The following is a 21,063-nucleotide window of genomic DNA, read 5'->3' as shown; positions in this document are numbered from 1 at the left end:
TGAATGCCCGCAGGAACCCCGCGCGGCAGGGCAAACGCGCCCGATCGGCCCGTTTCGGGGCTTGCCCTGTCGGCACCCGGGCCGCGAGGTGTTCCAATAGCGGTCTCCATGAGCGCCATCGATCCCACCACCGGACCTTGCCCCTGCGGCCGCACCGACCGCCGCGACAAGCCCATCGGCTACGCCCTGTGCTGCGGCCGCTACCTCGACGATTTCCAGAATACGCCCGCGCCCGACGCCGAATCGCTGATGCGCTCGCGCTATTCGGCCTTCGTGCTGGAGCGCGGCGACTACCTGCTCGCCACCTGGCATGCATCGAAGCGGCCAGCCTCGATCGAGTTCGAGCCGGGCGTCAAATGGCTGGGGCTGGACATCCGCTCGCGCTCGGTGCTCGACGCGGACCACGCCGAGATCGAGTTCGTCGCGCGCCAGCGCAGCGCGGCCACGGGTGCCGCCACGCGCCTGCACGAGCGCAGCCGCTTCGTGCGCGAGGACGGGCGCTGGTACTACCTGGACGGCGACCTGCAGCAGCCCCTGGGTTGACGCGACGGGCGCAGGCCCGCACAATCGGCCCCGCTCCGGGGTGTACGCATGTGGCGTGCTGAGATGGCAAAGCAGCCGACCCGCGAACTTGATCCGGGTCATACCGGCGTAAGAAGAGCTGCACTCCCTGGCTTCGGTCCGTCACTCCCCCTTCCGTGACGGGTTCCTCCAAAGCCCACCGAGCGATTGCGGAGCACCCTTTCCTCAACAAGGAGTGCCCGCCATGAATGCCCCCGACAAGTTCACCTCCCTGCTTTCGCTCACGCGCGAGCCCTTTCCCGCGTCGCACAAGTGCCTGATCCCGGGCAGCCGACCCGACCTGAACGTGCCCGTGCGCGACGTGCTGCTGACCAACGGCGAGACCGTGTCGCTCTACGACACCTCTGGCCCGTACACCGATGCCAAGGTCGAGATCGACGTGCGCCGCGGCCTGCCTGGCGTGCGCGATGCGTGGATCGCCGAGCGCAACGACACCGAGATCTACGAAGGCCGTTCGCACCAGGCGCTCGACGAAGGCCTGAAGCACGCGCATGACCACGACGCCCAGCGCCTGGCCGAACTGCGCGCCGGAGCTTCCGCATTGCAGCGCACGCCGCGCCGCGCCAGGTCGGGTGCCAATGTCACGCAGATGCACTACGCGCGCCGCGGCATCGTCACGCCCGAGATGGAATACGTGGCACTGCGCGAGAACGGCAAGCGCGAGTGGATGGCCGAATACCTTGCCAACGAGGCGCGCGCGAAGCGCGTGGCCGGCAACCCGATGGGCGCGCAGATTCCGCGCATCATCACGCCCGAGTTCGTGCGCGACGAGGTGGCGCGCGGCCGCGCCATCATTCCCGCCAACATCAACCACCCCGAAGTCGAGCCGATGGCCATCGGCCGCAACTTCAAGGTCAAGATCAACGCCAACATCGGCAACTCGGCCGTCACGTCGAGCATCGAGGAAGAGGTCGAGAAGCTCGTGTGGGCGATCCGCTGGGGCGCCGACAACGTGATGGACCTTTCGACCGGCAAGAACATCCACACCACGCGCGACTGGATCGTGCGCAACTCGCCGGTGCCCATCGGCACCGTGCCGATCTACCAGGCGCTCGAGAAGGTGGGCGGCGTGGCCGAGGACCTGACCTGGGAGATCTTCCGCGACACGCTGATCGAGCAGGCGGAGCAGGGCATCGACTACTTCACCATCCACGCGGGTGTGCGCCTGCCGTTCATTCACCTGACGGCCGACCGCATGACCGGCATCGTCTCGCGCGGCGGCTCGATCATGGCCAAGTGGTGCATCGCGCACCACAAGGAGAGCTTTCTCTACGAGCGCTTCGAGGACATCTGCGACATCATGAAGGCGTACGACGTGAGCTTCTCGCTGGGCGACGGCCTGCGGCCGGGCTCGGGCGCCGATGCCAACGACGAAGCGCAGTTCGCCGAGCTGCGCACGCTGGGCGAGCTCACGCAGGTCGCGTGGAAGCACGACGTGCAGACCATGATCGAAGGCCCGGGCCACGTGCCGATGCACATGATCCAGGCCAACATGGACGAGCAGATCAAGCACTGCCACGAGGCGCCGTTCTATACGCTCGGCCCGCTGACCATCGACATCGCGCCGGGCTACGACCACATCTCGAGCGCCATCGGCGCCGCGATGATCGGCTGGGCCGGCACCGCGATGCTTTGCTACGTGACGCCCAAGGAACATCTGGGCCTGCCCGACCGCGACGACGTGAAGCAGGGGATCATTGCCTACAAGATCGCCGCGCATGCAGCCGACGTGGCCAAGGGGCACCCGGGCGCTCGCTCGCGCGACGACGCGCTGAGCAAGGCGCGCTTCGAGTTCCGCTGGCAGGACCAGTTCAACCTGGGCCTCGATCCGGACACGGCGCGCGAATTCCATGACGAGACGCTGCCGAAGGACTCCAGCAAGGTCGCTCACTTCTGCTCGATGTGCGGACCGAAGTTCTGCTCGATGAAGATCACGCAGGAGGTGCGCGAGTACGCCGCGAAGAAGGGCGTGGCCGAGGCCGAGGCCCTGGCCGACGGGATGGAGCAGAAGTCCAGGGAATTCATGGCGGGCGGGGGCGAGATCTACATCCCGATCAAGCCGGCGGCCTGAGCGCGCCCGGGGTCGTTGCTACCATGGGAACTCCCCCGAACCCTGCAGCGCAATGACCCCATTCCCCTTCTCCGCAGTTCTCTTCGACTGCGACGGCGTTCTCGTCGATTCCGAACCCATCACCAACCGCGTGCTCGCCGAAATGCTCGGCGAGCTCGGTTGGCACATCACCACCGAAGAGTCGATGAACACCTTCACCGGCAAGGCCGTGAAGGACGAAGCCGCCCTTATCGAATCGAAGACGGGCTTCGCCATCACCGCCGAGTGGCTGAAGACGTTCCGGGCGCGGCGCAACGAAGCCCTCGAGCGCACGCTCACGGCGATACCCAACGCCCCTGCGGCCATCCGGGACATCCATGCAAGGCTCAAGGGCCGCATTGCCTGTGCCTCGGGTGCCGACCGCCACAAGGTCGAGCTGCAGCTGGCCAAGGTCGGCCTGCTCGACTGCTTCGAGGGCCGCATCTTCAGCGGCCACGAGATGCCGCGCTCCAAGCCGCATCCCGATGTCTACCTTGCCGCCGCCGAAGCCCTCGGCGTCGATCCGAGGCGCTGCGCCATCGTCGAAGACACCGTCACCGGTGCCATGGCGGGCGTGGCCGCCGGTGCCACGGTGTTCGGCTACAGCACGGGCGAATCGGGCCACAGCGGCCCCGGCCCGTTGCTGAGCGTGGGCGCGGTCAAGGTGTTCAGCGACATGGCCGAACTGCCGGCGCTGCTTTCGGGCTATGGCCTGCAGGCGGCCTGAGTTTCTGGTGGAATGAAGGGCATGAATTCCGAATACAAGACCGAGCAGCCCGATCGCAGCGAAATCGATGCACTCACCGGCCCCGCCGTGGTCGAGTTCGGCACCAACTGGTGCGGCATCTGCAAGGCCGCGCAGCCGAACATCGCCGAGGCCTTTGCCAAGTACCCGAACGTGCGCCGCATCAAGGTGGAAGACGGCAGCGGCCGCCCGCTGGGCCGCTCGTTCAACGTGCGGCTGTGGCCCACGCTGGTGTTCATGCGCGACGGCAAGGAAGTCGCGAAGCTGGTGCGCCCGGAAGACAGCCAGTCGATTGCCGACGCGCTCGCGCTGATCGACGCTCCGGCCACCTGAGCACGGCAGGGCTGCCTAGAGCCCCTGCTGCCGGAAGTCGCGCGGCGCGTGCCCTGTCCATTGCAGGAATGCGCGCGAAAAACTCTTCTCGTTGCGAAACCCCACCGCCAGCGCCACCTGCTTGATGGGGCGCGTCGTGCGTCGCAACTGTTCGACGGCGACCTCGTGGCGCACCTCGTTCTTGAGCACCTGCAGCGACGTGCCTTCCTCGTGCAGCTGCCGGTGAAGCGTGCGGCTCGACACGTTGAGCAGCGCAGCCAGCGCCTCGGCCGTGGTGGCCTCGCTCGCACGCGAACGCAGCAGCTCGCGCACGCGCTGGCCCAGCAAGCGGTCGCGCCGGTACTGCAGGATGGTCAGCGGCAGCGCCCGCTTGAGCATGGTGCGCAGCGCGCGTTCGTCGCGCTGCAGCGGCAGGGCGAGGTAGCGTTCGTCGAAGCTGATGCCAGCCTTGGGCGCGTCGAAGCGAACCTCGGGCGTGAACATCGGCGCGTAGGCGTCGCGGTGCGGCGGCGCGGCGAACGGAAAGGTCGCGCTGCGCAGCGAGATGCGCGAGTCGATGGCCCAGCACATGTAGCCGTGCATGAAGCGCAGGCTGGTCACGAGGCAGAACTCGCGGAAGGCATCGTCGAGCGGGCGGTTCTCGGTGATGCGCAAGGTGGCCACGCCGCCGGCCACTTCGAGCGCCAGGCCGATGTCTTCGGTCAGCAGCCGGTGGTGGCGGCACCAGCGCTTGATGGCCACGCCCAGGTCGGGCGAGGTCAGCGAAGCGCGGCACAGCATGCCGTAGCTGCCCCAGGGCAGGCGCCGCGAAAACCAGCCCAGCGCCTCGTCGTCGAGTTCCTGCATGGCGTGTTCCGAAAGCGCCTCGAACTGCGCAGCCGTCACCCGCGCGCCCGGCCGGGCCAGATCGCGCGGCGTGATCTGTGCCGCTTTCAGGGCCTCGGCCGGGTCCTTGCCGTAGCGCTCGTAGCCCTGCACGATGGCTCGCACGAAGGCCATCGGCGTGACGGCACGGGCGGGTCTCAGGAAGGAGGGGGACGACATGGTTATGCGGATCAAGCGTGGCGCAATTTGCAACCATTGTGGCGCCAATTGCGGAACAGCGAGGCGTAAGCTGCGATCTTTCGCAAGCGCCATCCAGCGCGGATGGCACTGCGCAGACCCTTCAGAGGAGACAAGACACATGCACGATCCCGGCCTGAACTTCGACCTGGGCGAGGACATCGACTCGCTGCGCAGCGCGATCCAGGACTTCGCCGCCCGCGAGATCGCACCGCGCGCCGCCGACATCGACCGCGACAACCTGTTCCCGCACGACCTCTGGCAGAAGCTCGGCGAGCTCGGCCTGCACGGCATGACGGTGAAGGAAGAATACGGCGGCACCGAGCTGGGCTACCTGGCGCATATCGTGGCGATGGAAGAAGTCTCGCGCGCCTCGGCCTCGGTGGGCCTGTCGTACGGCGCGCACTCCAACCTGTGCGTGAACCAGATCCACCGCAACGGCAGCGACGCGCAGAAGAAGAAGTACCTGCCCAAGCTGGTGAGCGGCGAGCACGTCGGCGCCCTGGCCATGAGCGAGCCCAATGCCGGCTCCGACGTGGTGAGCATGAAGCTCAAGGCCGAGAAGAAGGACGGCTATTACGTGCTCAACGGCGGCAAGATGTGGATCACCAACGGCGGCGACGCCGACACGCTGGTCATCTATGCCAAGACCGAACCCGAGATGGGCGCGCGCGGCATGACGGCCTTCATCGTCGAAAAGAACTTCAAAGGTTTTTCGGCCGGCACCAAGCTCGACAAGCTCGGCATGCGTGGCTCCAACACCTTCCCGCTGTTCTTCGACAACTGCGAAGTGCCCGAAGAGAACGTGCTCGGCGGCGAAGGCATGGGTGCGAAGGTGCTGATGAGCGGCCTCGACTACGAGCGCGCCGTGCTCTCGGGCGGCCCGCTCGGCATCATGGCCGCGTGCATGGATGCGGTGCTGCCCTTCGTGCACGAGCGCAAGCAGTTCGGCCAGAGCATCGGCGAGTTCCAGCTGATGCAGGGCAAGCTGGCCGACATGTACTCGACCTGGCAGGCCACGCGGGCCTACGTGTATGCCGTGGGCAAGGCCTGCGACCGCAACGACCATGCGCGCACCTTCCGCAAAGACGCGGCCGGCGCCATCCTGTACTCGGCCGAGAAGGCGACGTGGATGGCCGGCGAGGCGATCCAGGCGCTGGGCGGCGTGGGGTACACGAAGGAGTTTCCGGTGGAGCGGCTGTGGCGCGATGCGAAGCTGTATGAGATCGGTGCGGGGACGAGTGAGATCCGGCGGATGCTGATCGGGCGCGAGTTGTTCGCGGAGACTGCATAGGCTGTTTTTCTCCCTCCCCTTCCGGGGGAGGGCAGGGGTGGGGGCAAGCGGCGTTCGATGAAGCACTGCGCCGAACAGGCGCCGCCAGCCCCCATCCCAACCTTCCCCCAGAGGGGGAAGGAGCAAGACAAGGAGACAAGGAAATGAACACATGACCGCCGCACTGACCGAGAGCTACGGCAAGGGCGCCACAGACGTCCCCCTCATCGAACAACCCATCGGCGACTTCTTCGACGACATGGTCGCGAAGCAGCCCGAGCGCGAAGCCCTCGTCAGCCGCCATGAAGGCCAGCGCTTCACCTACCGCGAGCTGCAGACCGAATCGAACCGCCTCGCCAGCGCCTTGCTGAACCTCGGCCTCGCCCCCGGTGACCGCGTCGGCATCTGGTCGCACAACAACGTCGCGTGGGTGCTGATGCAGATCGCCACTGCCAAGGTCGGCCTGATCCTCGTCAACATCAACCCCGCCTACCGGACCTCCGAGCTCGAATACGCGCTCAACAAGGTCGGCTGCAAGGCGCTGGTGACGATGGCGCAGTTCAAGACCAGCGACTACCTCGGCATGCTGCGCGAACTCGGCCCCCAGCGCCTGCCGCAATTGCTGCACACCTTCTGGATCGACAAGCCCGGCCAGGGCGACGAGCAGCCCGGCATGCAGCGCTTCTCGCAGCTGCTCGCGAGCGGCGATGCCGCCGACCCGCGCGTGGCACAGGCGCAGAAGACGCTGAAGGCCGCCGACCCCATCAACATCCAGTTCACCAGCGGCACCACGGGCTTTCCCAAGGGCGCGACGCTCACGCACCGCAACATCCTGAACAACGGCTTCTTCATCGGCGAGTGCATGAAGCTGTCGCCCGTCGACCGGCTGTGCATTCCGGTGCCTCTCTATCACTGCTTCGGCATGGTGCTGGGCAACCTCGCCTGCCTCACGCACGGCTCGGCCATCGTGTACCCGAACGACGGCTTCGACCCGCTCACCGTGCTCGAGACGGTGCAGGCCGAGAAGTGCACCGGCCTGCACGGCGTGCCCACGATGTTCATCGCCGAGCTCGACCATCCGCGCTTCAAGGAGTTCGACCTGTCCACGCTGCGCACCGGCATCATGGCCGGCTCGCCGTGCCCCATCGAGGTGATGAAGCGCGTGGTCAGCGAGATGCACCTGAGCGAAATCACCATCGCCTACGGCATGACCGAGACCAGCCCCGTGAGCTGCCAGAGCAGCACCGACACGCCGCTGGACCGCCGCGTGTCGACCGTGGGCACCGTGCAGCCGCACCTCGAGGTGAAGATCGTCGACGCCGAGACCGGCGCGATCATGCCGGTCGGCAAATCGGGCGAGCTCTGCACGCGCGGCTACTCGGTGATGCACGGCTACTGGGAAGACGAGCCGAAGACGCGCGAAGCCATCGACGCCGAGCACTGGATGCATACCGGCGACCTCGCCACCATGGACGCCGAGGGCTACGTCAACATCGTCGGCCGCATCAAGGACCTGGTGATCCGCGGCGGCGAGAACATCTACCCGCGCGAGATCGAAGAATTCCTGTATCGCCACCCGAAGGTGCAGGACGTGCAGGTGGTCGGTCTGCCCGATAAAAAGTACGGCGAAGAACTCTGCGCCTGGATCATCGTCAAGCCCGGCCAGACCGCGACCGACACCGAGATCCGCGATTTCTGCAAGGGCCAGATCGCGCACTACAAGGTGCCGAAGTACATCCAGTTCGTCACCGAGTTCCCGATGACGGTGACCGGCAAGATCCAGAAATTCAAGATCCGCGACGCCATGACCGAGCAACTCGGCCTTCAGCAAGAAAAGACAGCATGAGCCAACTCGAAACCAAACTGAATGCCCGTTCGGCCGACTTCCAGGCCAATGCCACCGCCATGCGCGCGCTGGTCGACGACCTGCGCCAGCAGTTCGCCAAAGTGGAGCAGGGCGGCGGCGAAGCCGCGCGCGCCAAGCACACGTCGCGCGGCAAGCTGCTGCCGCGCGACCGCGTCGCAGAGCTGCTCGACCCGGGCACGCCCTTCCTCGAGATCGCGCCGTTGGCCGCGCATGCGATGTACCTTGACGCCAAGGGCGTCGAATCGGCGCCGGGCGCCGGCCTCATCGCCGGCATCGGCCGCGTGAACGGGGTCGACTGCATGATCGTGTGCAACGACGCGACGGTGAAAGGCGGCACCTACTACCCCATGACCGTCAAGAAGCACCTGCGCGCACAGGAGATCGCCGAGCAGAACCGCCTGCCGTGCATCTACCTCGTCGACTCGGGCGGCGCCAACCTGCCGAACCAGGACGAGGTGTTCCCCGACCGCGACCACTTCGGCCGCATCTTCTTCAACCAGGCCAACATGAGCGCCCAGGGCATCCCGCAGATCGCGGTGGTCATGGGCTCGTGCACGGCGGGTGGCGCCTACGTGCCGGCGATGAGCGACGAATCGATCATCGTGAAGAACCAGGGCACCATCTTCCTGGGCGGCCCGCCGCTCGTGAAGGCTGCCACCGGCGAGGTCGTGACGGCCGAAGACCTGGGCGGTGGTGACGTGCACACGCGTCTGTCTGGCGTGGTCGACCACCTCGCGCAGAACGACCTGCATGCGCTGGCGCTCGCGCGCTCGGCGGTGGCCAACCTCAATGCGAAGGCCGCGGCGGCAACGCCCACGAACACCCCGGTGCGCGCACCTGCATTCCCGCGCGAAGAACTCTACGGCGTGATCCCCACCGACACGCGCAAGCCCTTCGACGTGCGCGAGATCATTGCGCGCATCGTCGACGTCAGCGAGTTCCACGAGTTCAAGGCCCGCTTCGGCGCCACGCTGGTCTGCGGCTTCGCCGAGATCGAGGGCATGCCCGTGGGCATCGTCGCCAACAACGGCATCCTGTTCAGCGAGTCGGCGCAAAAGGGCGCGCACTTCATCGAACTGTGCTGCCAGCGCAAGATCCCGCTGGTGTTCCTGCAGAACATCACCGGCTTCATGGTGGGCCGCAAGTACGAGAACGAAGGCATCGCGCGCCACGGCGCCAAGATGGTGACGGCCGTGGCCACGGCCAACGTGCCCAAGTTCACCATCATCATCGGCGGCAGCTTCGGCGCCGGCAACTACGGCATGTGCGGCCGCGCGTACAGTCCGCGCTTCCTCTGGATGTGGCCCAACGCACGCATCAGCGTGATGGGCGGCGAACAGGCCGCGAGCGTGCTGGCCACGGTGAAGCGCGACGGCATCGAGCTCAAGGGAGGCAGCTGGAGCAAGGAAGAAGAAGAAGCCTTCAAGGCGCCTATCCGCCAGCAGTACGAAGACCAGGGCCATCCGTACTACGCGACCGCGCGGCTGTGGGACGACGGGATCATCGATCCGGCGGATACGCGGCGCGTGCTGGCGCTGGGCCTCGCGGCCGCGCGCAACGCACCTGTTCCAGAGCCGAAATTCGGTATCTTCCGCATGTAAGTTGGCCTCCGCCGGCTTCGAACAGGAAGTGATCCCATGATCTCGAAACCCCTTGGTACAAGTCAGCTGGGAGTCGGCTTTCTCGTGCTTTCTGCTTGCCTGGCGACATTGGCCATGCCCGCGCTTGCCCGCGACACGCGGCTGGTGTTGCCCATCTATCCGGTGATGCAGCAGCCCGCCACGCGCGAAGCGATAGGCAACGACGTGCAGCTTCGCTTTGCCGCCACGCCGCAGCCCCTGGTATCGCAGTCGCAGATGCTCAAGGCCGAAAGCTATGCCCGGCCGTACTCCACCACGCAGCGCTACGGCGACGGCCGGCCGGTGATCCGTGGCGACGAAGAGACCTGCCGCGAGGCCATGCGCAATACGCTGGTGGCGCTGGCCCAGGCGGCACGGGCGCGTGGCGTGCACACGGTGACGCAGGTCGAGAGTTTTTACGAAGGCGCCCTGCTGTCGACGCCCGGTGCCTATGAATGCCATGCGGGCACCGGAAGCGCTGAAGTGCATCTGCGCGGAGTGGCGGGGGGCGATGGCGGTGCGGTGGCGACAGCAGGTGTCGGGGTCGACGACGTCGATGCCGTTCCGGGGCTGAACGCGGAAGGTCGTGCGGCGTATCAGAAATTCCTGCAGGCCAAGCCGCCGCGGGTTCTTGTCATCCGGCGGTCCGGCGACAGTTCCTGGGTCCACTGGGCCGATGGCCTGGTGCCGCGCGACATCAACCGGCCGTCGGATCCGACGCAGCGGGCGCTGGAATATTGCACAGATCGCCACCAGGGCGAGTGCAGTGTCTACGCGGTGGATTACACCGTGGTCTATCAGAAGCCCAAGCCTGCTGCCGCCGATCGCAAAGTGGCAACCGAGGGTCCTGTCGCCAACCTCTACAGGTTGCCGACCGACAGCCACTTTGCCGACGTCAACGATCCCTCCGTGGTGCCCGTGCGTGAGCAGAGCAGGGACCGCTACCTTGGATTCCTTGCCTTGCCCATGCCGCGCGCCTTTGCAATCGCGGCCGACGGTAGCGCGGCCTTCGCTTCCGGTGGCGCGGCGATGGCCGATGTCCTGAACACCTGCGAACGCGAAGGAAAGACCTGCTGGCTCTATGCCGTGGACGATCGCGTGGTGTGGAAGTCCGACCCGCGCCAGCGTATCGGCCGCGTCAACCAACTCTCCAGGATTCAACAGGACGCACGTACTCCATGAGCGATTTCGAAAAACTCGATCTTCAAATAGAAGGCGCGGTCGCCCGCATCTGGCTCGACCAGCCCGATGCCCGCAACGCCTTCGACGACATCGTCATCGCCGAACTCACGCGCGCCTTCACCGAAGCCGGCGCCGCGCCGCAGGTCAAGGCCATCGTGCTCGGCGCGAACGGTCCGGCCTTCTGCGCGGGCGCCAACCTCAACTGGATGCGCCGCATGGCTGACTACACGCGCGACGAGAACATCGCCGACGCGGGCAAGCTGGCCGGCATGCTGCGCACCATTGCCGAGTGCCCCAAGCCCACCATCGCGCGCGTGCAGGGCGACGTGTACGCGGGCGGCATGGGGCTGGTCGCGGCCTGCGACATGGCGGTGAGTGTGGACACGGCCTGGTACTGCCTGAGCGAAGTGAAGATCGGCCTCGTGCCCGCGACCATCAGCCCGTACGTGCTGTGCGCCATGGGCACGCGCGCCTCGCAGCGCTACTTCCTCACGGCCGAGCGTTTCACCGCGGCCGAGGCGCATCGCATCGGTTTCGTGCATGAAGTGGTTGCCGCCGATGCGCTCGATGCCAAGGTCGACGAACTCGTGAAGGCGCTGACCGGTGCAAGTCCGGCCGCCGTGCGCGCGTGCAAGCAACTGATCGCCGACGTGGCCGGCCGCGAGATCGATGACGCGCTGATCGCGAAGACCGTCGAAGGCATTGCCGACATCCGCGCGAGCGAGGAAGGCCGTGAAGGCGTGCAGGCCTTCCTGCAGAAGCGCAAGCCGTCCTGGCTGGGACGCTGAGCACACGCGATGAACGCACTCGACATGCCCCAGCTGCTCGCACTGGCCGCCGCCATCGGCTGGGCCAGCGGCGTGCGGCTCTACCTCGTCGTGCTGCTGACCGGCCTTGTCGGCTACTTCGGCTGGGTGCCATTGCCGAGCGGGCTGCAGTTGCTGGCGCACCCGGTGGTCATCGCGGCCAGTGGCTTCATGGTGTTCGTCGAATTCTTCGCCGACAAGATCCCCGGCCTCGATTCGCTGTGGGACGTGGTGCACACCGCCATCCGCATTCCGGCCGGCGCGGCGCTCGCGGCCAGCGTGTTCGGCGCCGACCATGGCGTGATGGCCATCGTCGCCGCGCTGCTGGGCGGTAGCTTCGCGGCCACCGCGCATGCGGCCAAGGCGACGACGCGCGCGGCCATCAACACCTCGCCCGAGCCGTTCTCCAACGTGGGTGCCTCGCTGGTCGAAGACACGATGGTGCCGGCGGGGCTGTGGCTCGCGGTGGCGCATCCGCTGGTCTTTCTGGTGCTGTTCGTCTTCGTGCTGGTGCTCAGCGTGTGGCTGATCCGCAAGAGCTGGCGTTTCCTCAAGGCGCTGTTCACCCGCGTGGCCCGCATCTTCAGCGGCCGACCCGATCCGGGCGTCGTGCCCGCGTTTCAACTGAAAAAGAATCCTCCGGGAGACACTCCGAATGTTTAAGAAGATCCTCATTGCCAACCGTGGCGAGATCGCCTGCCGTGTCGCTGCAACGGCCCGCCGCATGGCCATTCGCACGGTCGCCGTGTACTCCGATGCCGACGCGCATGCCAACCACGTGCGCGCCTGCGACGAGTCGGTGCATCTCGGCGGCAGTGCCCCGAAGGACAGCTACCTGCGCTGGGAAAAGATCCTCGAAGCGGCCAAGGCCACGGGCGCCGAGGCCGTGCATCCGGGCTACGGCTTCCTGAGCGAGAACGAAGAGTTCGCGCAGGCCTGCGCCGACGCCGGCCTGGTCTTCATCGGCCCGCCGCCTTCGGCCATCAAGGCGATGGGGCTGAAGGCCGAGTCGAAGCAGCTGATGGAAAAGGCCGGTGTGCCACTGGTGCCCGGCTACCACGGCCACGACCAGAACCCGCAGCTGCTGCAGCGCGAGGCCGACCGCATCGGCTACCCGGTGCTCATCAAGGCCAGCGCGGGCGGCGGCGGCAAGGGCATGCGTGCGGTCGACAAGGCGGAAGACTTCGCCGCCGCGCTCGCCTCGTGCCAGCGCGAGGCCATCAACAGCTTCGGCGACGACGCGGTGCTGATCGAGAAGTACGTGCAGCGCCCGCGCCACATCGAGATCCAGGTCTTCGGCGACACGCACGGCAACTACGTCTACCTGTTCGAGCGCGACTGCTCGGTGCAGCGCCGCCACCAGAAGGTGCTCGAAGAAGCGCCCGCGCCCGGAATGACCGAGGCGATGCGCAAGCAGATGGGCGAGGCCGCCGTAGCTGCGGCGCGCGCCGTGAACTACGTCGGTGCCGGCACGGTCGAGTTCATCGTCGAGCAGCGCGAAGGCGGCGAGATGAACTTCTTCTTCATGGAGATGAACACGCGGCTGCAGGTCGAGCATCCCGTCACTGAAGCGATCACCGGCCAGGACCTCGTCGAATGGCAGCTGCGCGTGGCCTCGGGCGAGACGCTGCCCGCGAAGCAGGCGGAGCTGCAGATCCACGGCCACGCCATCGAGGCGCGCATCTGCGCCGAGAACCCCGACAACAACTTCCTGCCCGCCACCGGCACGCTGCGCGTGTACCGCAAGCCGCAGGCGACCGCCTTCCAGCGCAGCCGCGTGCGCATCGACGACGGCGTGCGCGAGGGTGGCGAGATCTCGCCCTTCTACGACTCGATGATTGCCAAGCTCATCGTGCACGGCAGCACGCGCGAAGAAGCGCTGGCCCGGCTCGACGCCGCGCTGGCGCAGGTGCAGATCGTGGGCGTGTCGACCAACGTGCAATTCCTGCGCGGCATCCTGGCGACCGAATCGTTCTCGAAGGCGAACCTCGACACCGCGCTGATCGAGCGCGAGCGCGCCGTGCTGTTCGACCGCGAGCCGCTGGGCCTGCCGCTGGCCGCAGCCGCCGCGATCACGCGCACGCTGATCACCGAGTGGCCCGCGAAGATGCCCGATCCTTTTGCGCGGCGCGACGGCTGGCGCTCGCTGGGCGAGTACCGGCGCCACTTCGACTTCGAGTTCCGCGGTGCCGAACAGACGGCGCTGCTGACCTACAAGCGCGACGGCGGCCTGTGGCTCGAAGCCGGCGGCGCCGAAGGCCCGCTGGTCATCGGCCAGTTCCCCAGCGGTGAATTCGAAGTCGAATTCGCCGGCACGCGCCAGACGCTCGACGTGCACGTCGATGGCGCCACCGCCCACGTCTTCGCCTCGAAGGGCGCGACGAAGATCACCGCCATCGACCGCCTCGCGCACGCGGGCGACACCCATGCCGAGGGCGGCCGGCTCACGGCACCGATGCCAGGCAAGGTCGTGTCCTTCGCCGTCAAGGCCGGCGACAAGGTCAGCCGCGGCCAGCCGCTGGCCGTGATGGAGGCCATGAAGATGGAGCACACCATTGCGGCACCGGCCGACGGCACGGTGGACGAGCTGATGTTCGCGCCAGGCGAGCAGGTGGCCGAAGGCGAGGAACTGTTGCGAATGAGTGCCGCCGCAGCCTGAAAAATAGTTAACCCCCTTTCGGGCGCCCGCCCGTATCAGCTGCGGTAGTCATCACTCAAGGGATATCCCATGACCTATCGCACGCTGTCCGGCGCGCCTCGCTTCCTGTTTGCCCGCCACCGCTCGGGCATCGTCCTGCTGGCCCTGGCGGCCGCCTTGTCGCTCGCCGGCTGCAACCGCACCCACGACGAGGCCACCACGCTCGCCGAGCCGGCTCCGCCGCCCGCGCCGATGCAGGCCGCAGCCAGCCATGCCGGCGGCATGGCCAGGAAGGAGCAGCGCATGCGGTCGGCCGAAACGGCTTCCGCGGATCAGGCGCAGGGCGGGCAGGACACCCCGCTGCAGCGCTTCCTGGCCGTGCGGCAAGACCTGAACGTCGAGGTGCCGTCCGAGCAGCTGGCCGATGCCTGGGGCAAGGTGCGCGACCTCTGCGGCTCGCTGAAGTGCGAGCTGCTGTCGTCCTCCCTGCTGCGCGAGACGCCGCAGCAGCCCGGCAACGCCATGCTCGAGATGCGCGTGGAGCCCGCCGACGTCGACAAGCTGCTCGGTGGCTTGGCCGGCGTGGCGAACGTGGTCTCGCACACCACTACCAGCGAGGACAAGACCGCCGAGGTGATCGACGTCGAAGCCCGCATCAGGAACCGTACCGAGTTCCGCGACAGCCTGCGCGTCATGCTGCGCGACACCGTCACCAAGCGCACCATGGCCGACCTGCTGGCGATCCAGCGCACGCTGTCGGACACGCAGGCCGAGCTCGACGCCATTGCCACGCAGCGCAAGGTGCTGGCGCAGCAGACCAGCAAGCAGCACATCCAGATCCAGTTCACGCCCAGGCGCGCACTGGTGAGCGGCGGCGACGGCTACAGCCCGATGGGGAGGGCGCTGCGCAACGCGGGCGCGGTGCTGGCGGAGAGCGTCGGCTCGCTGATCACCTTCATCGCGGCGGTGTTGCCCTGGCTGGTGCTGGTGGTGCTGCCGATGGGATGGCTGGTGCGGGTGCTGTGGCGCCGTCGCCGCATCAAGGCGGGTTGACCCGGGGTCAGCCCACCACCACGTCGCTGACGTCGTCCCTGATCTCCTTCGCGGGCGGCCCGAACGCCGCGCCAGCGCCTTCACTAAGATTCGTCCCCATGCGAATCACCGTCTACCTCACCGACAACCGCCCCGACCCCTGGATCGAGGGCCTCAAGGCCGAATTACCCGATGCCGTCATCGAGGCCTGGAAGCCCGGCGCACCGCAGGCCGACCATGCCGTGGTGTGGGCGCCACCGCAGGAGTTTCTCGACGAGCAGCCGAAGCTGCGCGGCATCTTCAACATCGGCGCGGGCGTCGATGCGCTGCTCAAGCTGAAGGTGCCGGCGCACACGCGCATCGTGCGGCTCGACGACGCGGGCATGTCGGTGCAGATGGCGGAGTACGTCTGCCACACGCTCATTCGCCACTTCCGCGAGTTCGACGCCTACGAAGCCGATGCGAAGCAGGGCAAGTGGAGCTACCGCAAGCCGAAGCTGCGGCGCGACTTCCCGGTCGGGATCATGGGTCTGGGCGTGCTCGGCGAGCGCGTGGCCAAGGCGGTCGCGCAGTTCGAGTTTCCGGTGCTGGGCTGGAGCCGTTCGCCGAAGGAGATCGACGGCGTGCGCGTGTTCAGCGGCGAGGCGCAGTTCGACGAGTTCCTGTCGTCCACGCGCGTGCTCGTGAACCTGCTGCCGCTGACGGAGGCGACGCGCGGCATCCTCAACCGCAGCACGCTGGGCAAGCTGAAGCCCGAGGGCTACCTGATCAGCATCGCGCGCGGCGCGCACCTCGTGGAAGGCGACCTGATCCCGATGCTCGACGCCGGCCAGCTCGCGGGCGCGACGCTCGACGTGTTCCAGGTCGAGCCGCTGCCGGTCGACCACGCCTTCTGGCGGCATCCCAAGATCACCGTGACGCCGCACGGCTCGGCGCGCACGCTGCGCGAGGAGTCCATTGCGCAGATCGCCGGGAAGATCCGGGCGATGGAGCAGGGCTTGCCGATCGCCGGCGTGGTCGATCCGGCGCGCGGGTACTGACGCCGGCGTCACCTTTTGCGAGCCCGCCGTGGCGCAAGGCGGGCAGGGGAAACCCCGAAGCGCCGATTTTTCATGAGCATGAAAATATTTTCATGACTGTGAAAACTGCATTCCGCGTGATCGAGATCGTCGAGCTCTTCGCTCGCGAGAAGCAGCCGCTGGCGCTGTCCGAGATGGCGCGCCTGCTCGACATGCCGGTGTCGAGCTGCCTGGGCCTGATCCGCACGCTCGAAGAGCAGGGCTACATGTACGAGACCGGCCGCCGCCAGGGCTACTACCCGACGGGCCGGCTGCTCGCGATGGCGCAGGTCATCGCCGCCCACGACCCGGTGCTCGACCGGGTGAAGGCCACGCTCGAGGAGTTGCGCGATGCTGCGCGCGAAACCGTGGTGTTCGCCAAGTTCCGCGATGCGGGCCTGGTGGTGTACCTGGAAGTGCTGAGCGCGCCGCAAAGCATCCGCTACACGGCCGAGTCGGGCGAGACGCGCCCGGCATACGCCAATTCGCTGGGCCGTGCGTTGCTCTCCACGCTCGCGCCCGAAGCGCGCCGCAAGCTGCTCGACGGCATGGTGCTCGCGCCGCTGACCGACGCCACGCTCACCACCGCCGATGCCATCGAAGCCGAACTGCAGCGCTCAGCCGCGCGCGGCTGGTACGGCAACCTCGGCGAAAGTATTCCCGACCTGATCGGCCTCGCGTGGCCGCTGCGCATCGGCGGCGAGGCCTATGCCATCTCGGTCGCCGGTCCGCGCTACCGCATGGAGGCGCGCATCGAGGAGATCGCGGCGATGCTGCGCTCGGCCTGCCTCGCCATCGAACCCAAGACCGAAAGCAACCGATGACCGCAAGCACCCCCCGCTACTTCATCCGCGAGGATGAGATCGCCGGCTACCACCCGGCCAACCACACCGGCACGCTCAACAAGCGCCTGATCGGCCCCGAGACCGTGGGCGCGAAGCAGCTCGAAGTGCTGGTCGGCCACATCCAGAAGGGCAAGGGCGCGCTGCCGCACGCGCACCCGGGCATCGAGCAGGTCTGCTACATGCTCGAAGGCCGTGCAGTTGCCGAGGTGGGCGGCCAGCGGCAGGAACTGCACCCTGGCGACAGCTGCTTTTTCCCGGCCGACGCGATGCACACCTTCACGGTGGTGAGCGGCGAGCCGGTGCGCGTGCTGGTGATCTACAGCCCGCCGTACGAGGAATTGCCGGAGCGCGTGATCCGGCCCTGAAGCGACAACAACCCGGAGATAAGCAAATGCAGACAACTAAGAACGCGACCGAGCCATCGGTCGTGGTGGCGAGCCGTCGCCGTTTCATTTCCATCGGTGCCGCCACGGGGCTCGCCAGCGCCGTGCCTTGGGCCTTCGCGCAAGACGGCTACCCGAAGCAGCCGATACGCATCGTCGTGCCCTTCGCGGCGGGCAGCGGCACCGACGCCGTGGCGCGCATCACCGCGCAGATGCTGGGCGACGCGCTGAAAGGCTCGGTCATCGTCGACAACAAGGCCGGCGCCAACGGCGTGATCGGCGCGGAGGCCGTGGCCAAGGCGCCGCCCGACGGCTACACGCTCTTCATGACCACCAACACCACGCACTCGGCCAACCCGAGCCTGATGAAGTCGCTGCCCTACGACCCGGTGAAAGATTTCGCGCCCGTGAGCCGCATGGGCAACCTGCCGTTCATGCTCGTGGTGAACAACGACCTGCCCGTGAAGAGCGTGGCCGAGTTGCTGGCCTGGGGACGCGCGCACCCCGGCAAGCTGACCTATGCGAGCGGCAACAGCACGGGCATCGTGAGCGGCGCCACGCTGTCGCGCATGAGCGGCGTGCCGATGCTGCACGTGCCCTACAAGAGCACGCCGCCGGCCATTGCCGACCTGATCGGCGGGCAGGTGTCGATGATGGTGGTCGACCTCGCCGCGGGCCTTGCGACGGTGAAGGCCGGCAAGATGCGCGCGATTGCGGTCACTACGCAGGAGCGCACCAAGCTCTTCCCCGAGCTGCCGCCGCTGGCCGACACGCCCGAGCTGAAAGGCTTCGACATCACCTCGTGGAACGGCGTGTTCGCGCCGGCCGGCACGCCGCGCGACATCGTGCTGAAGCTCAACAAGGCGCTGTCGGAGATGACGAACGGCGCGGCCTTCCGCGAGCGCGTGAGCAAGCTGGGCTTCGATGCATTCGGCAGCACGCCCGAGGAGCTGGGGGCGTTCACGGTGTCGGAGCTGGCGAAGTGGAGGAAGCTGATCCAGGCTGCGGGGATTCAGCCCGAATGAACCCGCTTTCGAGTTTGTATTTCTCCCTCCCCTCCCGGGGGAGGGCAGGGGTGGGGGCAAGCGGCGTACCCATGGGGCGCTCTGCCTGCCCCCATCCCAGCCTTCCCCCAGCGGGGGAAGGAGCGAAGACATGAACACCTCAGGACCTCTCCAAGGCATCCGCATCCTCGACCTCACGGCCGTGGTGATGGGCCCCTACGCCACGCAGACGCTCGGCGACCTCGGTGCCGACGTCATCAAGGTCGAGCCGCCCGGCGGCGACAACCTGCGCGCTGTCGGCCCGATGCGCCACCCCGGCATGGGCGCGATGGCGCTGCACCTGAACCGCAACAAGCGTTCGATCGTGCTCGACCTCAAGCAGCCCGAAGGGCGCGAGGCCTGCCTGAAGCTCGCGGCCGGCTGCGATGCATTGATCTACAACACGCGGCCGCAGGCGATGGCGAGGCTCGGGCTCGGCTATGACGCCGTGGCCGAGGCCAATCCGAAGATCGTCTACCTCGGCGCGTTCGGCTATGGCGAGCAGGGGCCCTACGCCGGCAGGCCCGCCTACGACGACCTGATCCAGGGCGCGGCAGGCGTGGCCTCGCTGTTCGCGGAGCAAAGCGGTGGCGAACCGCGCTATGCACCCGTCACGCTCGCCGATCGCGCCGTCGGCCTGCAGGCCGCCATCGCGCTGCTCGCTGCCGTGCTGCACGCGCAACGCACGGGCAAGGGCCAGGCGGTCGAGGTGCCGATGTTCGAGGCGCTTTCGCAGTTCGTCATGGGCGACCACCTCGGCGGCCGCAGCTTCGAGCCGCCGCTCGGCCCCACTGGCTACGCGCGCCTGCTCGCGCCGCATCGCAAGCCCTATGCAACATCGGACGGCTACCTCAGCGTGCTCATCTACAACGACAAGCACTGGCAGGCCTTCTTCGACCTGATCGGCCGGCCCGAGCTGCGCAGCTCGCCGATGTTCGGCACGCACACCGCGCGCGCCGCGAACATCGGCGCGGTGTACGCCTTCGTCGCCGAAGCGATGGCCACGCGCACCAGCGACGAATGGTTCGCAGCGCTCGATGCCGCCGACATCCCCGTCGCGCGCCTTCACAGCACCGAGAGCCTGCTCGACGACCCGCACCTGCGCGCCGTCGATTTCTACCCCCAGCTCGACCACCCGACCGAGGGCCGCATCCGCACCCTCGCGCCGGTCGGCCGATACGGCGCCACGCCCACCGCCATCCGCCGGCCCGCGCCGCGCATCGGCGAGCAGAGCGTGGAGCTGCTGCGCGAAGCGGGATATGGCGACGAGGCCATTGCCCGCATGCTCGAACGCGGCGTCACGCTGCAACCCGACCCACCGACGGACACCGAAGAATGAACTTCTCCCTGAACGAAGACCAGCGCTCGCTGGTCGCGGCCATCGAACGCCTCTGCGAGGACTTCCCCGCCGACTACTGGCGCGACCACGACGATCGCGCCGTGTTCCCGCACAAGTTCCACCGCGCCGTTGCAGAGAGCGGCTGGCTCGGCATCGCGATGCCCGAGGCGCAGGGCGGCGCGGGGCTCGGCATCACCGAGGCGGCGCTGATGATGCGTGCCATCAGCGCGTCGGGTGCGGGCATGTCGGGTGCGTCGTCGGTGCACATGAACATCTTCGGGCTCAACCCGGTGGTGGTGTTCGGCAGCGAGGCGCAGCGCCAGCGCTTCCTGCCGCCGCTGATCGCGGGCACCGAGAAAGCCTGCTTCGCCGTGACCGAGCCCGACGCGGGGCTGGACACCACCAGCCTCAAGACGCAGGCGGTACGCCAGCCGAATGGCAGCTACCTGCTGCACGGCCGCAAGATCTGGATCTCGACCGCGCAGGTTGCCGACCGCATGCTCATCCTCACGCGCACCACGCCGATCGACCAGGTGAAAAAGCCCACGCAAGGCCTCACGCTGTTCTACACGGCGCTGGACCGCAGCAAGGTCGAGGTGCGCGAGATCCACAAGCTCGGCCGCGCGGCAGTGGACTCGAACATGCTCTTCATCGACGGGCTCGAAGTGCCGGAGGAAGACCGCATCGGCGAGGAAGGGCGCGGCTTCGAGTACATCCTGCACGGGCTCAACCCCGAGCGCATATTGATCGCTGCGGAAGCCATCGGCATCGGCCGCGCGGCGTTGCGCATCGCCTCGCAGTACGCGCAGGAGCGCATCGTGTTCGGCCGGCCCATTGGGCAGAACCAGGGCGTGGCGCATCCGCTGGCGCGGGCCTGGGCCAACCTCGAGGCGGCCGACCTGATGATGCTCAAGGCCGCCACGCTGTACGACGCGGGCGAGCCCTGCGGCATCGAGGCCAATGCCGCCAAGTACCTCGCGGCCGAGGCGGCGCACGATGCCTGCCAGAACGCGATCCTCACGCTGGGCGGCATGGGCTATGCGAAGGAATACCATGTGGAGCGCCTGCTGCGCGAGAGCTACATTCCGCGCATCGCACCGGTGAGCCCGCAGATGATCCTGAACTTCATCGCGGAGAAGGCACTGGGGCTGCCCAAGTCGTACTGAT

General features: G+C 67.5%; 19 protein-coding genes and 1 riboswitch. Of the genes, 18 read left to right on the top strand and 1 reads right to left on the bottom strand.

Annotation, left to right across the window (positions count from 1 at the left end):
* Nucleotides 1-108 precede the first annotated feature (108 nt).
* From ASD05_RS19385 to ASD05_RS19370, 4 genes are all read left to right on the top strand, one after another.
* Nucleotides 109-543 (top strand): YchJ family protein, encoded by a 435-nt coding sequence (locus ASD05_RS19385; protein WP_007827801.1) that lies wholly within the window; start codon nucleotides 109-111, stop codon nucleotides 541-543.
* Nucleotides 544-569: 26 nt separating this feature from the next.
* A riboswitch (TPP riboswitch) is annotated at nucleotides 570-675 on the top strand.
* Between the two features lie 91 nt (nucleotides 676-766).
* Complete coding sequence (thiC, locus tag ASD05_RS19380) at nucleotides 767-2,653, top strand: phosphomethylpyrimidine synthase ThiC (protein ID WP_056595716.1); 1,887 nt, start codon at nucleotides 767-769, stop codon at nucleotides 2,651-2,653.
* Between the two features lie 52 nt (nucleotides 2,654-2,705).
* Entirely contained in the window at nucleotides 2,706-3,398 is a 693-nt protein-coding gene (locus ASD05_RS19375; protein WP_056595713.1) for an HAD family hydrolase, read from the top strand.
* A 21-nt stretch (nucleotides 3,399-3,419) separates the two neighbouring features.
* Nucleotides 3,420-3,749, top strand: coding sequence for a thioredoxin family protein (locus tag ASD05_RS19370; RefSeq protein ID WP_056595930.1), 330 nt, complete (start codon nucleotides 3,420-3,422; stop codon nucleotides 3,747-3,749).
* 15 nt (nucleotides 3,750-3,764) lie between these two features.
* Here the strand turns inward: ASD05_RS19370 and ASD05_RS19365 are convergent, their stop codons facing one another.
* Nucleotides 3,765-4,793, bottom strand: a complete 1,029-nt coding sequence (locus tag ASD05_RS19365; RefSeq protein ID WP_056595711.1) for an AraC family transcriptional regulator — start codon at nucleotides 4,791-4,793, stop codon at nucleotides 3,765-3,767.
* 139 nt (nucleotides 4,794-4,932) lie between these two features.
* Here ASD05_RS19365 and ASD05_RS19360 point away from each other — a divergent pair, with 139 nt between their 5' ends.
* The 14 genes from ASD05_RS19360 (at nucleotide 4,933) to ASD05_RS19295 (ending at nucleotide 21,062) form a co-directional block, all read left to right on the top strand.
* The gene (locus tag ASD05_RS19360) at nucleotides 4,933-6,105 is read left to right on the top strand and encodes an isovaleryl-CoA dehydrogenase (RefSeq protein WP_056595709.1); all 1,173 of its coding nucleotides are present in this window, start codon (nucleotides 4,933-4,935) and stop codon (nucleotides 6,103-6,105) included.
* A gap of 151 nt (nucleotides 6,106-6,256) precedes the next feature.
* A complete protein-coding gene (locus ASD05_RS19355; protein ID WP_056595706.1) occupies nucleotides 6,257-7,930 on the top strand; it encodes an AMP-binding protein in 1,674 nt (557 codons plus the stop codon).
* Nucleotides 7,927-9,552, top strand: coding sequence for a carboxyl transferase domain-containing protein (locus tag ASD05_RS19350; RefSeq protein WP_056595704.1), 1,626 nt, complete (start codon nucleotides 7,927-7,929; stop codon nucleotides 9,550-9,552). Before ASD05_RS19355 ends, ASD05_RS19350 begins: the two co-directional genes overlap by 4 nt.
* 36 nt (nucleotides 9,553-9,588) lie before the next feature.
* Nucleotides 9,589-10,752, top strand: a complete 1,164-nt coding sequence (locus tag ASD05_RS19345; protein ID WP_157610167.1) for a hypothetical protein — start codon at nucleotides 9,589-9,591, stop codon at nucleotides 10,750-10,752.
* Entirely contained in the window at nucleotides 10,749-11,540 is a 792-nt protein-coding gene (locus tag ASD05_RS19340; protein WP_056595698.1) for an enoyl-CoA hydratase/isomerase family protein, read from the top strand. The genes ASD05_RS19345 and ASD05_RS19340 overlap by 4 nt, the downstream gene beginning before the upstream one ends.
* Nucleotides 11,541-11,549: 9 nt before the next feature.
* On the top strand, nucleotides 11,550-12,221 hold the full coding sequence (locus tag ASD05_RS19335; RefSeq protein ID WP_056595695.1) for a DUF4126 domain-containing protein: 672 nt from the start codon (nucleotides 11,550-11,552) through the stop codon (nucleotides 12,219-12,221).
* Nucleotides 12,214-14,217 carry an acetyl/propionyl/methylcrotonyl-CoA carboxylase subunit alpha gene (locus ASD05_RS19330; protein ID WP_056595692.1) on the top strand — a complete coding sequence of 668 codons (2,004 nt, stop codon included), beginning with the start codon at nucleotides 12,214-12,216 and terminating at the stop codon, nucleotides 14,215-14,217. The genes ASD05_RS19335 and ASD05_RS19330 overlap by 8 nt, the downstream gene beginning before the upstream one ends.
* A gap of 69 nt (nucleotides 14,218-14,286) precedes the next feature.
* Complete coding sequence (locus ASD05_RS19325) at nucleotides 14,287-15,249, top strand: DUF4349 domain-containing protein (RefSeq protein WP_082572172.1); 963 nt, start codon at nucleotides 14,287-14,289, stop codon at nucleotides 15,247-15,249.
* 98 nt (nucleotides 15,250-15,347) lie between these two features.
* Nucleotides 15,348-16,268, top strand: coding sequence for a 2-hydroxyacid dehydrogenase (locus ASD05_RS19320; protein ID WP_056595689.1), 921 nt, complete (start codon nucleotides 15,348-15,350; stop codon nucleotides 16,266-16,268).
* A gap of 92 nt (nucleotides 16,269-16,360) precedes the next feature.
* Nucleotides 16,361-17,110, top strand: a complete 750-nt coding sequence (locus ASD05_RS19315; protein WP_056595686.1) for an IclR family transcriptional regulator — start codon at nucleotides 16,361-16,363, stop codon at nucleotides 17,108-17,110.
* The gene (locus ASD05_RS19310; RefSeq protein ID WP_056595681.1) at nucleotides 17,107-17,496 is read left to right on the top strand and encodes a cupin domain-containing protein; all 390 of its coding nucleotides are present in this window, start codon (nucleotides 17,107-17,109) and stop codon (nucleotides 17,494-17,496) included. Before ASD05_RS19315 ends, ASD05_RS19310 begins: the two co-directional genes overlap by 4 nt.
* A 26-nt stretch (nucleotides 17,497-17,522) precedes the next feature.
* Nucleotides 17,523-18,539, top strand: a complete 1,017-nt coding sequence (locus tag ASD05_RS19305; protein WP_056595678.1) for a Bug family tripartite tricarboxylate transporter substrate binding protein — start codon at nucleotides 17,523-17,525, stop codon at nucleotides 18,537-18,539.
* A gap of 130 nt (nucleotides 18,540-18,669) precedes the next feature.
* Complete coding sequence (locus ASD05_RS19300; protein WP_056595675.1) at nucleotides 18,670-19,896, top strand: CaiB/BaiF CoA transferase family protein; 1,227 nt, start codon at nucleotides 18,670-18,672, stop codon at nucleotides 19,894-19,896.
* Entirely contained in the window at nucleotides 19,893-21,062 is a 1,170-nt protein-coding gene (locus ASD05_RS19295) for an acyl-CoA dehydrogenase family protein (RefSeq protein ID WP_056595671.1), read from the top strand. The genes ASD05_RS19300 and ASD05_RS19295 overlap by 4 nt, the downstream gene beginning before the upstream one ends.
* The last annotated feature ends 1 nt before the right edge of the window (nucleotide 21,063 follow it).

Origin of the sequence: Variovorax sp. Root434 (assembly GCF_001426595.1) — a bacterium.
GTDB lineage: Bacteria > Pseudomonadota > Gammaproteobacteria > Burkholderiales > Burkholderiaceae_C > Variovorax.
The sequence above is the reverse complement of the archived record's forward strand: the minus strand, read 5'-3'. Positions and strand labels throughout refer to the sequence as shown.

Bases quoted from the DNA above. Each gene is read 5' to 3' on its own strand.
- ASD05_RS19385 (WP_007827801.1), top strand. From the start codon at position 109: ATGAGCGCCATCGATCCCACCACCGGACCTTGCCCCTGCGGCCGCACC.
- thiC (WP_056595716.1), top strand. From the start codon at position 767: ATGAATGCCCCCGACAAGTTCACCTCCCTGCTTTCGCTCACGCGCGAG.
- ASD05_RS19375 (WP_056595713.1), top strand. From the start codon at position 2,706: ATGACCCCATTCCCCTTCTCCGCAGTTCTCTTCGACTGCGACGGCGTT.
- ASD05_RS19370 (WP_056595930.1), top strand. From the start codon at position 3,420: ATGAATTCCGAATACAAGACCGAGCAGCCCGATCGCAGCGAAATCGAT.
- ASD05_RS19365 (WP_056595711.1), bottom strand. From the start codon at position 4,793: ATGTCGTCCCCCTCCTTCCTGAGACCCGCCCGTGCCGTCACGCCGATG.
- ASD05_RS19360 (WP_056595709.1), top strand. From the start codon at position 4,933: ATGCACGATCCCGGCCTGAACTTCGACCTGGGCGAGGACATCGACTCG.
- ASD05_RS19355 (WP_056595706.1), top strand. From the start codon at position 6,257: ATGACCGCCGCACTGACCGAGAGCTACGGCAAGGGCGCCACAGACGTC.
- ASD05_RS19350 (WP_056595704.1), top strand. From the start codon at position 7,927: ATGAGCCAACTCGAAACCAAACTGAATGCCCGTTCGGCCGACTTCCAG.
- ASD05_RS19345 (WP_157610167.1), top strand. From the start codon at position 9,589: ATGATCTCGAAACCCCTTGGTACAAGTCAGCTGGGAGTCGGCTTTCTC.
- ASD05_RS19340 (WP_056595698.1), top strand. From the start codon at position 10,749: ATGAGCGATTTCGAAAAACTCGATCTTCAAATAGAAGGCGCGGTCGCC.
- ASD05_RS19335 (WP_056595695.1), top strand. From the start codon at position 11,550: ATGAACGCACTCGACATGCCCCAGCTGCTCGCACTGGCCGCCGCCATC.
- ASD05_RS19330 (WP_056595692.1), top strand. From the start codon at position 12,214: ATGTTTAAGAAGATCCTCATTGCCAACCGTGGCGAGATCGCCTGCCGT.
- ASD05_RS19325 (WP_082572172.1), top strand. From the start codon at position 14,287: ATGACCTATCGCACGCTGTCCGGCGCGCCTCGCTTCCTGTTTGCCCGC.
- ASD05_RS19320 (WP_056595689.1), top strand. From the start codon at position 15,348: ATGCGAATCACCGTCTACCTCACCGACAACCGCCCCGACCCCTGGATC.
- ASD05_RS19315 (WP_056595686.1), top strand. From the start codon at position 16,361: ATGACTGTGAAAACTGCATTCCGCGTGATCGAGATCGTCGAGCTCTTC.
- ASD05_RS19310 (WP_056595681.1), top strand. From the start codon at position 17,107: ATGACCGCAAGCACCCCCCGCTACTTCATCCGCGAGGATGAGATCGCC.
- ASD05_RS19305 (WP_056595678.1), top strand. From the start codon at position 17,523: ATGCAGACAACTAAGAACGCGACCGAGCCATCGGTCGTGGTGGCGAGC.
- ASD05_RS19300 (WP_056595675.1), top strand. From the start codon at position 18,670: ATGAACACCTCAGGACCTCTCCAAGGCATCCGCATCCTCGACCTCACG.
- ASD05_RS19295 (WP_056595671.1), top strand. From the start codon at position 19,893: ATGAACTTCTCCCTGAACGAAGACCAGCGCTCGCTGGTCGCGGCCATC.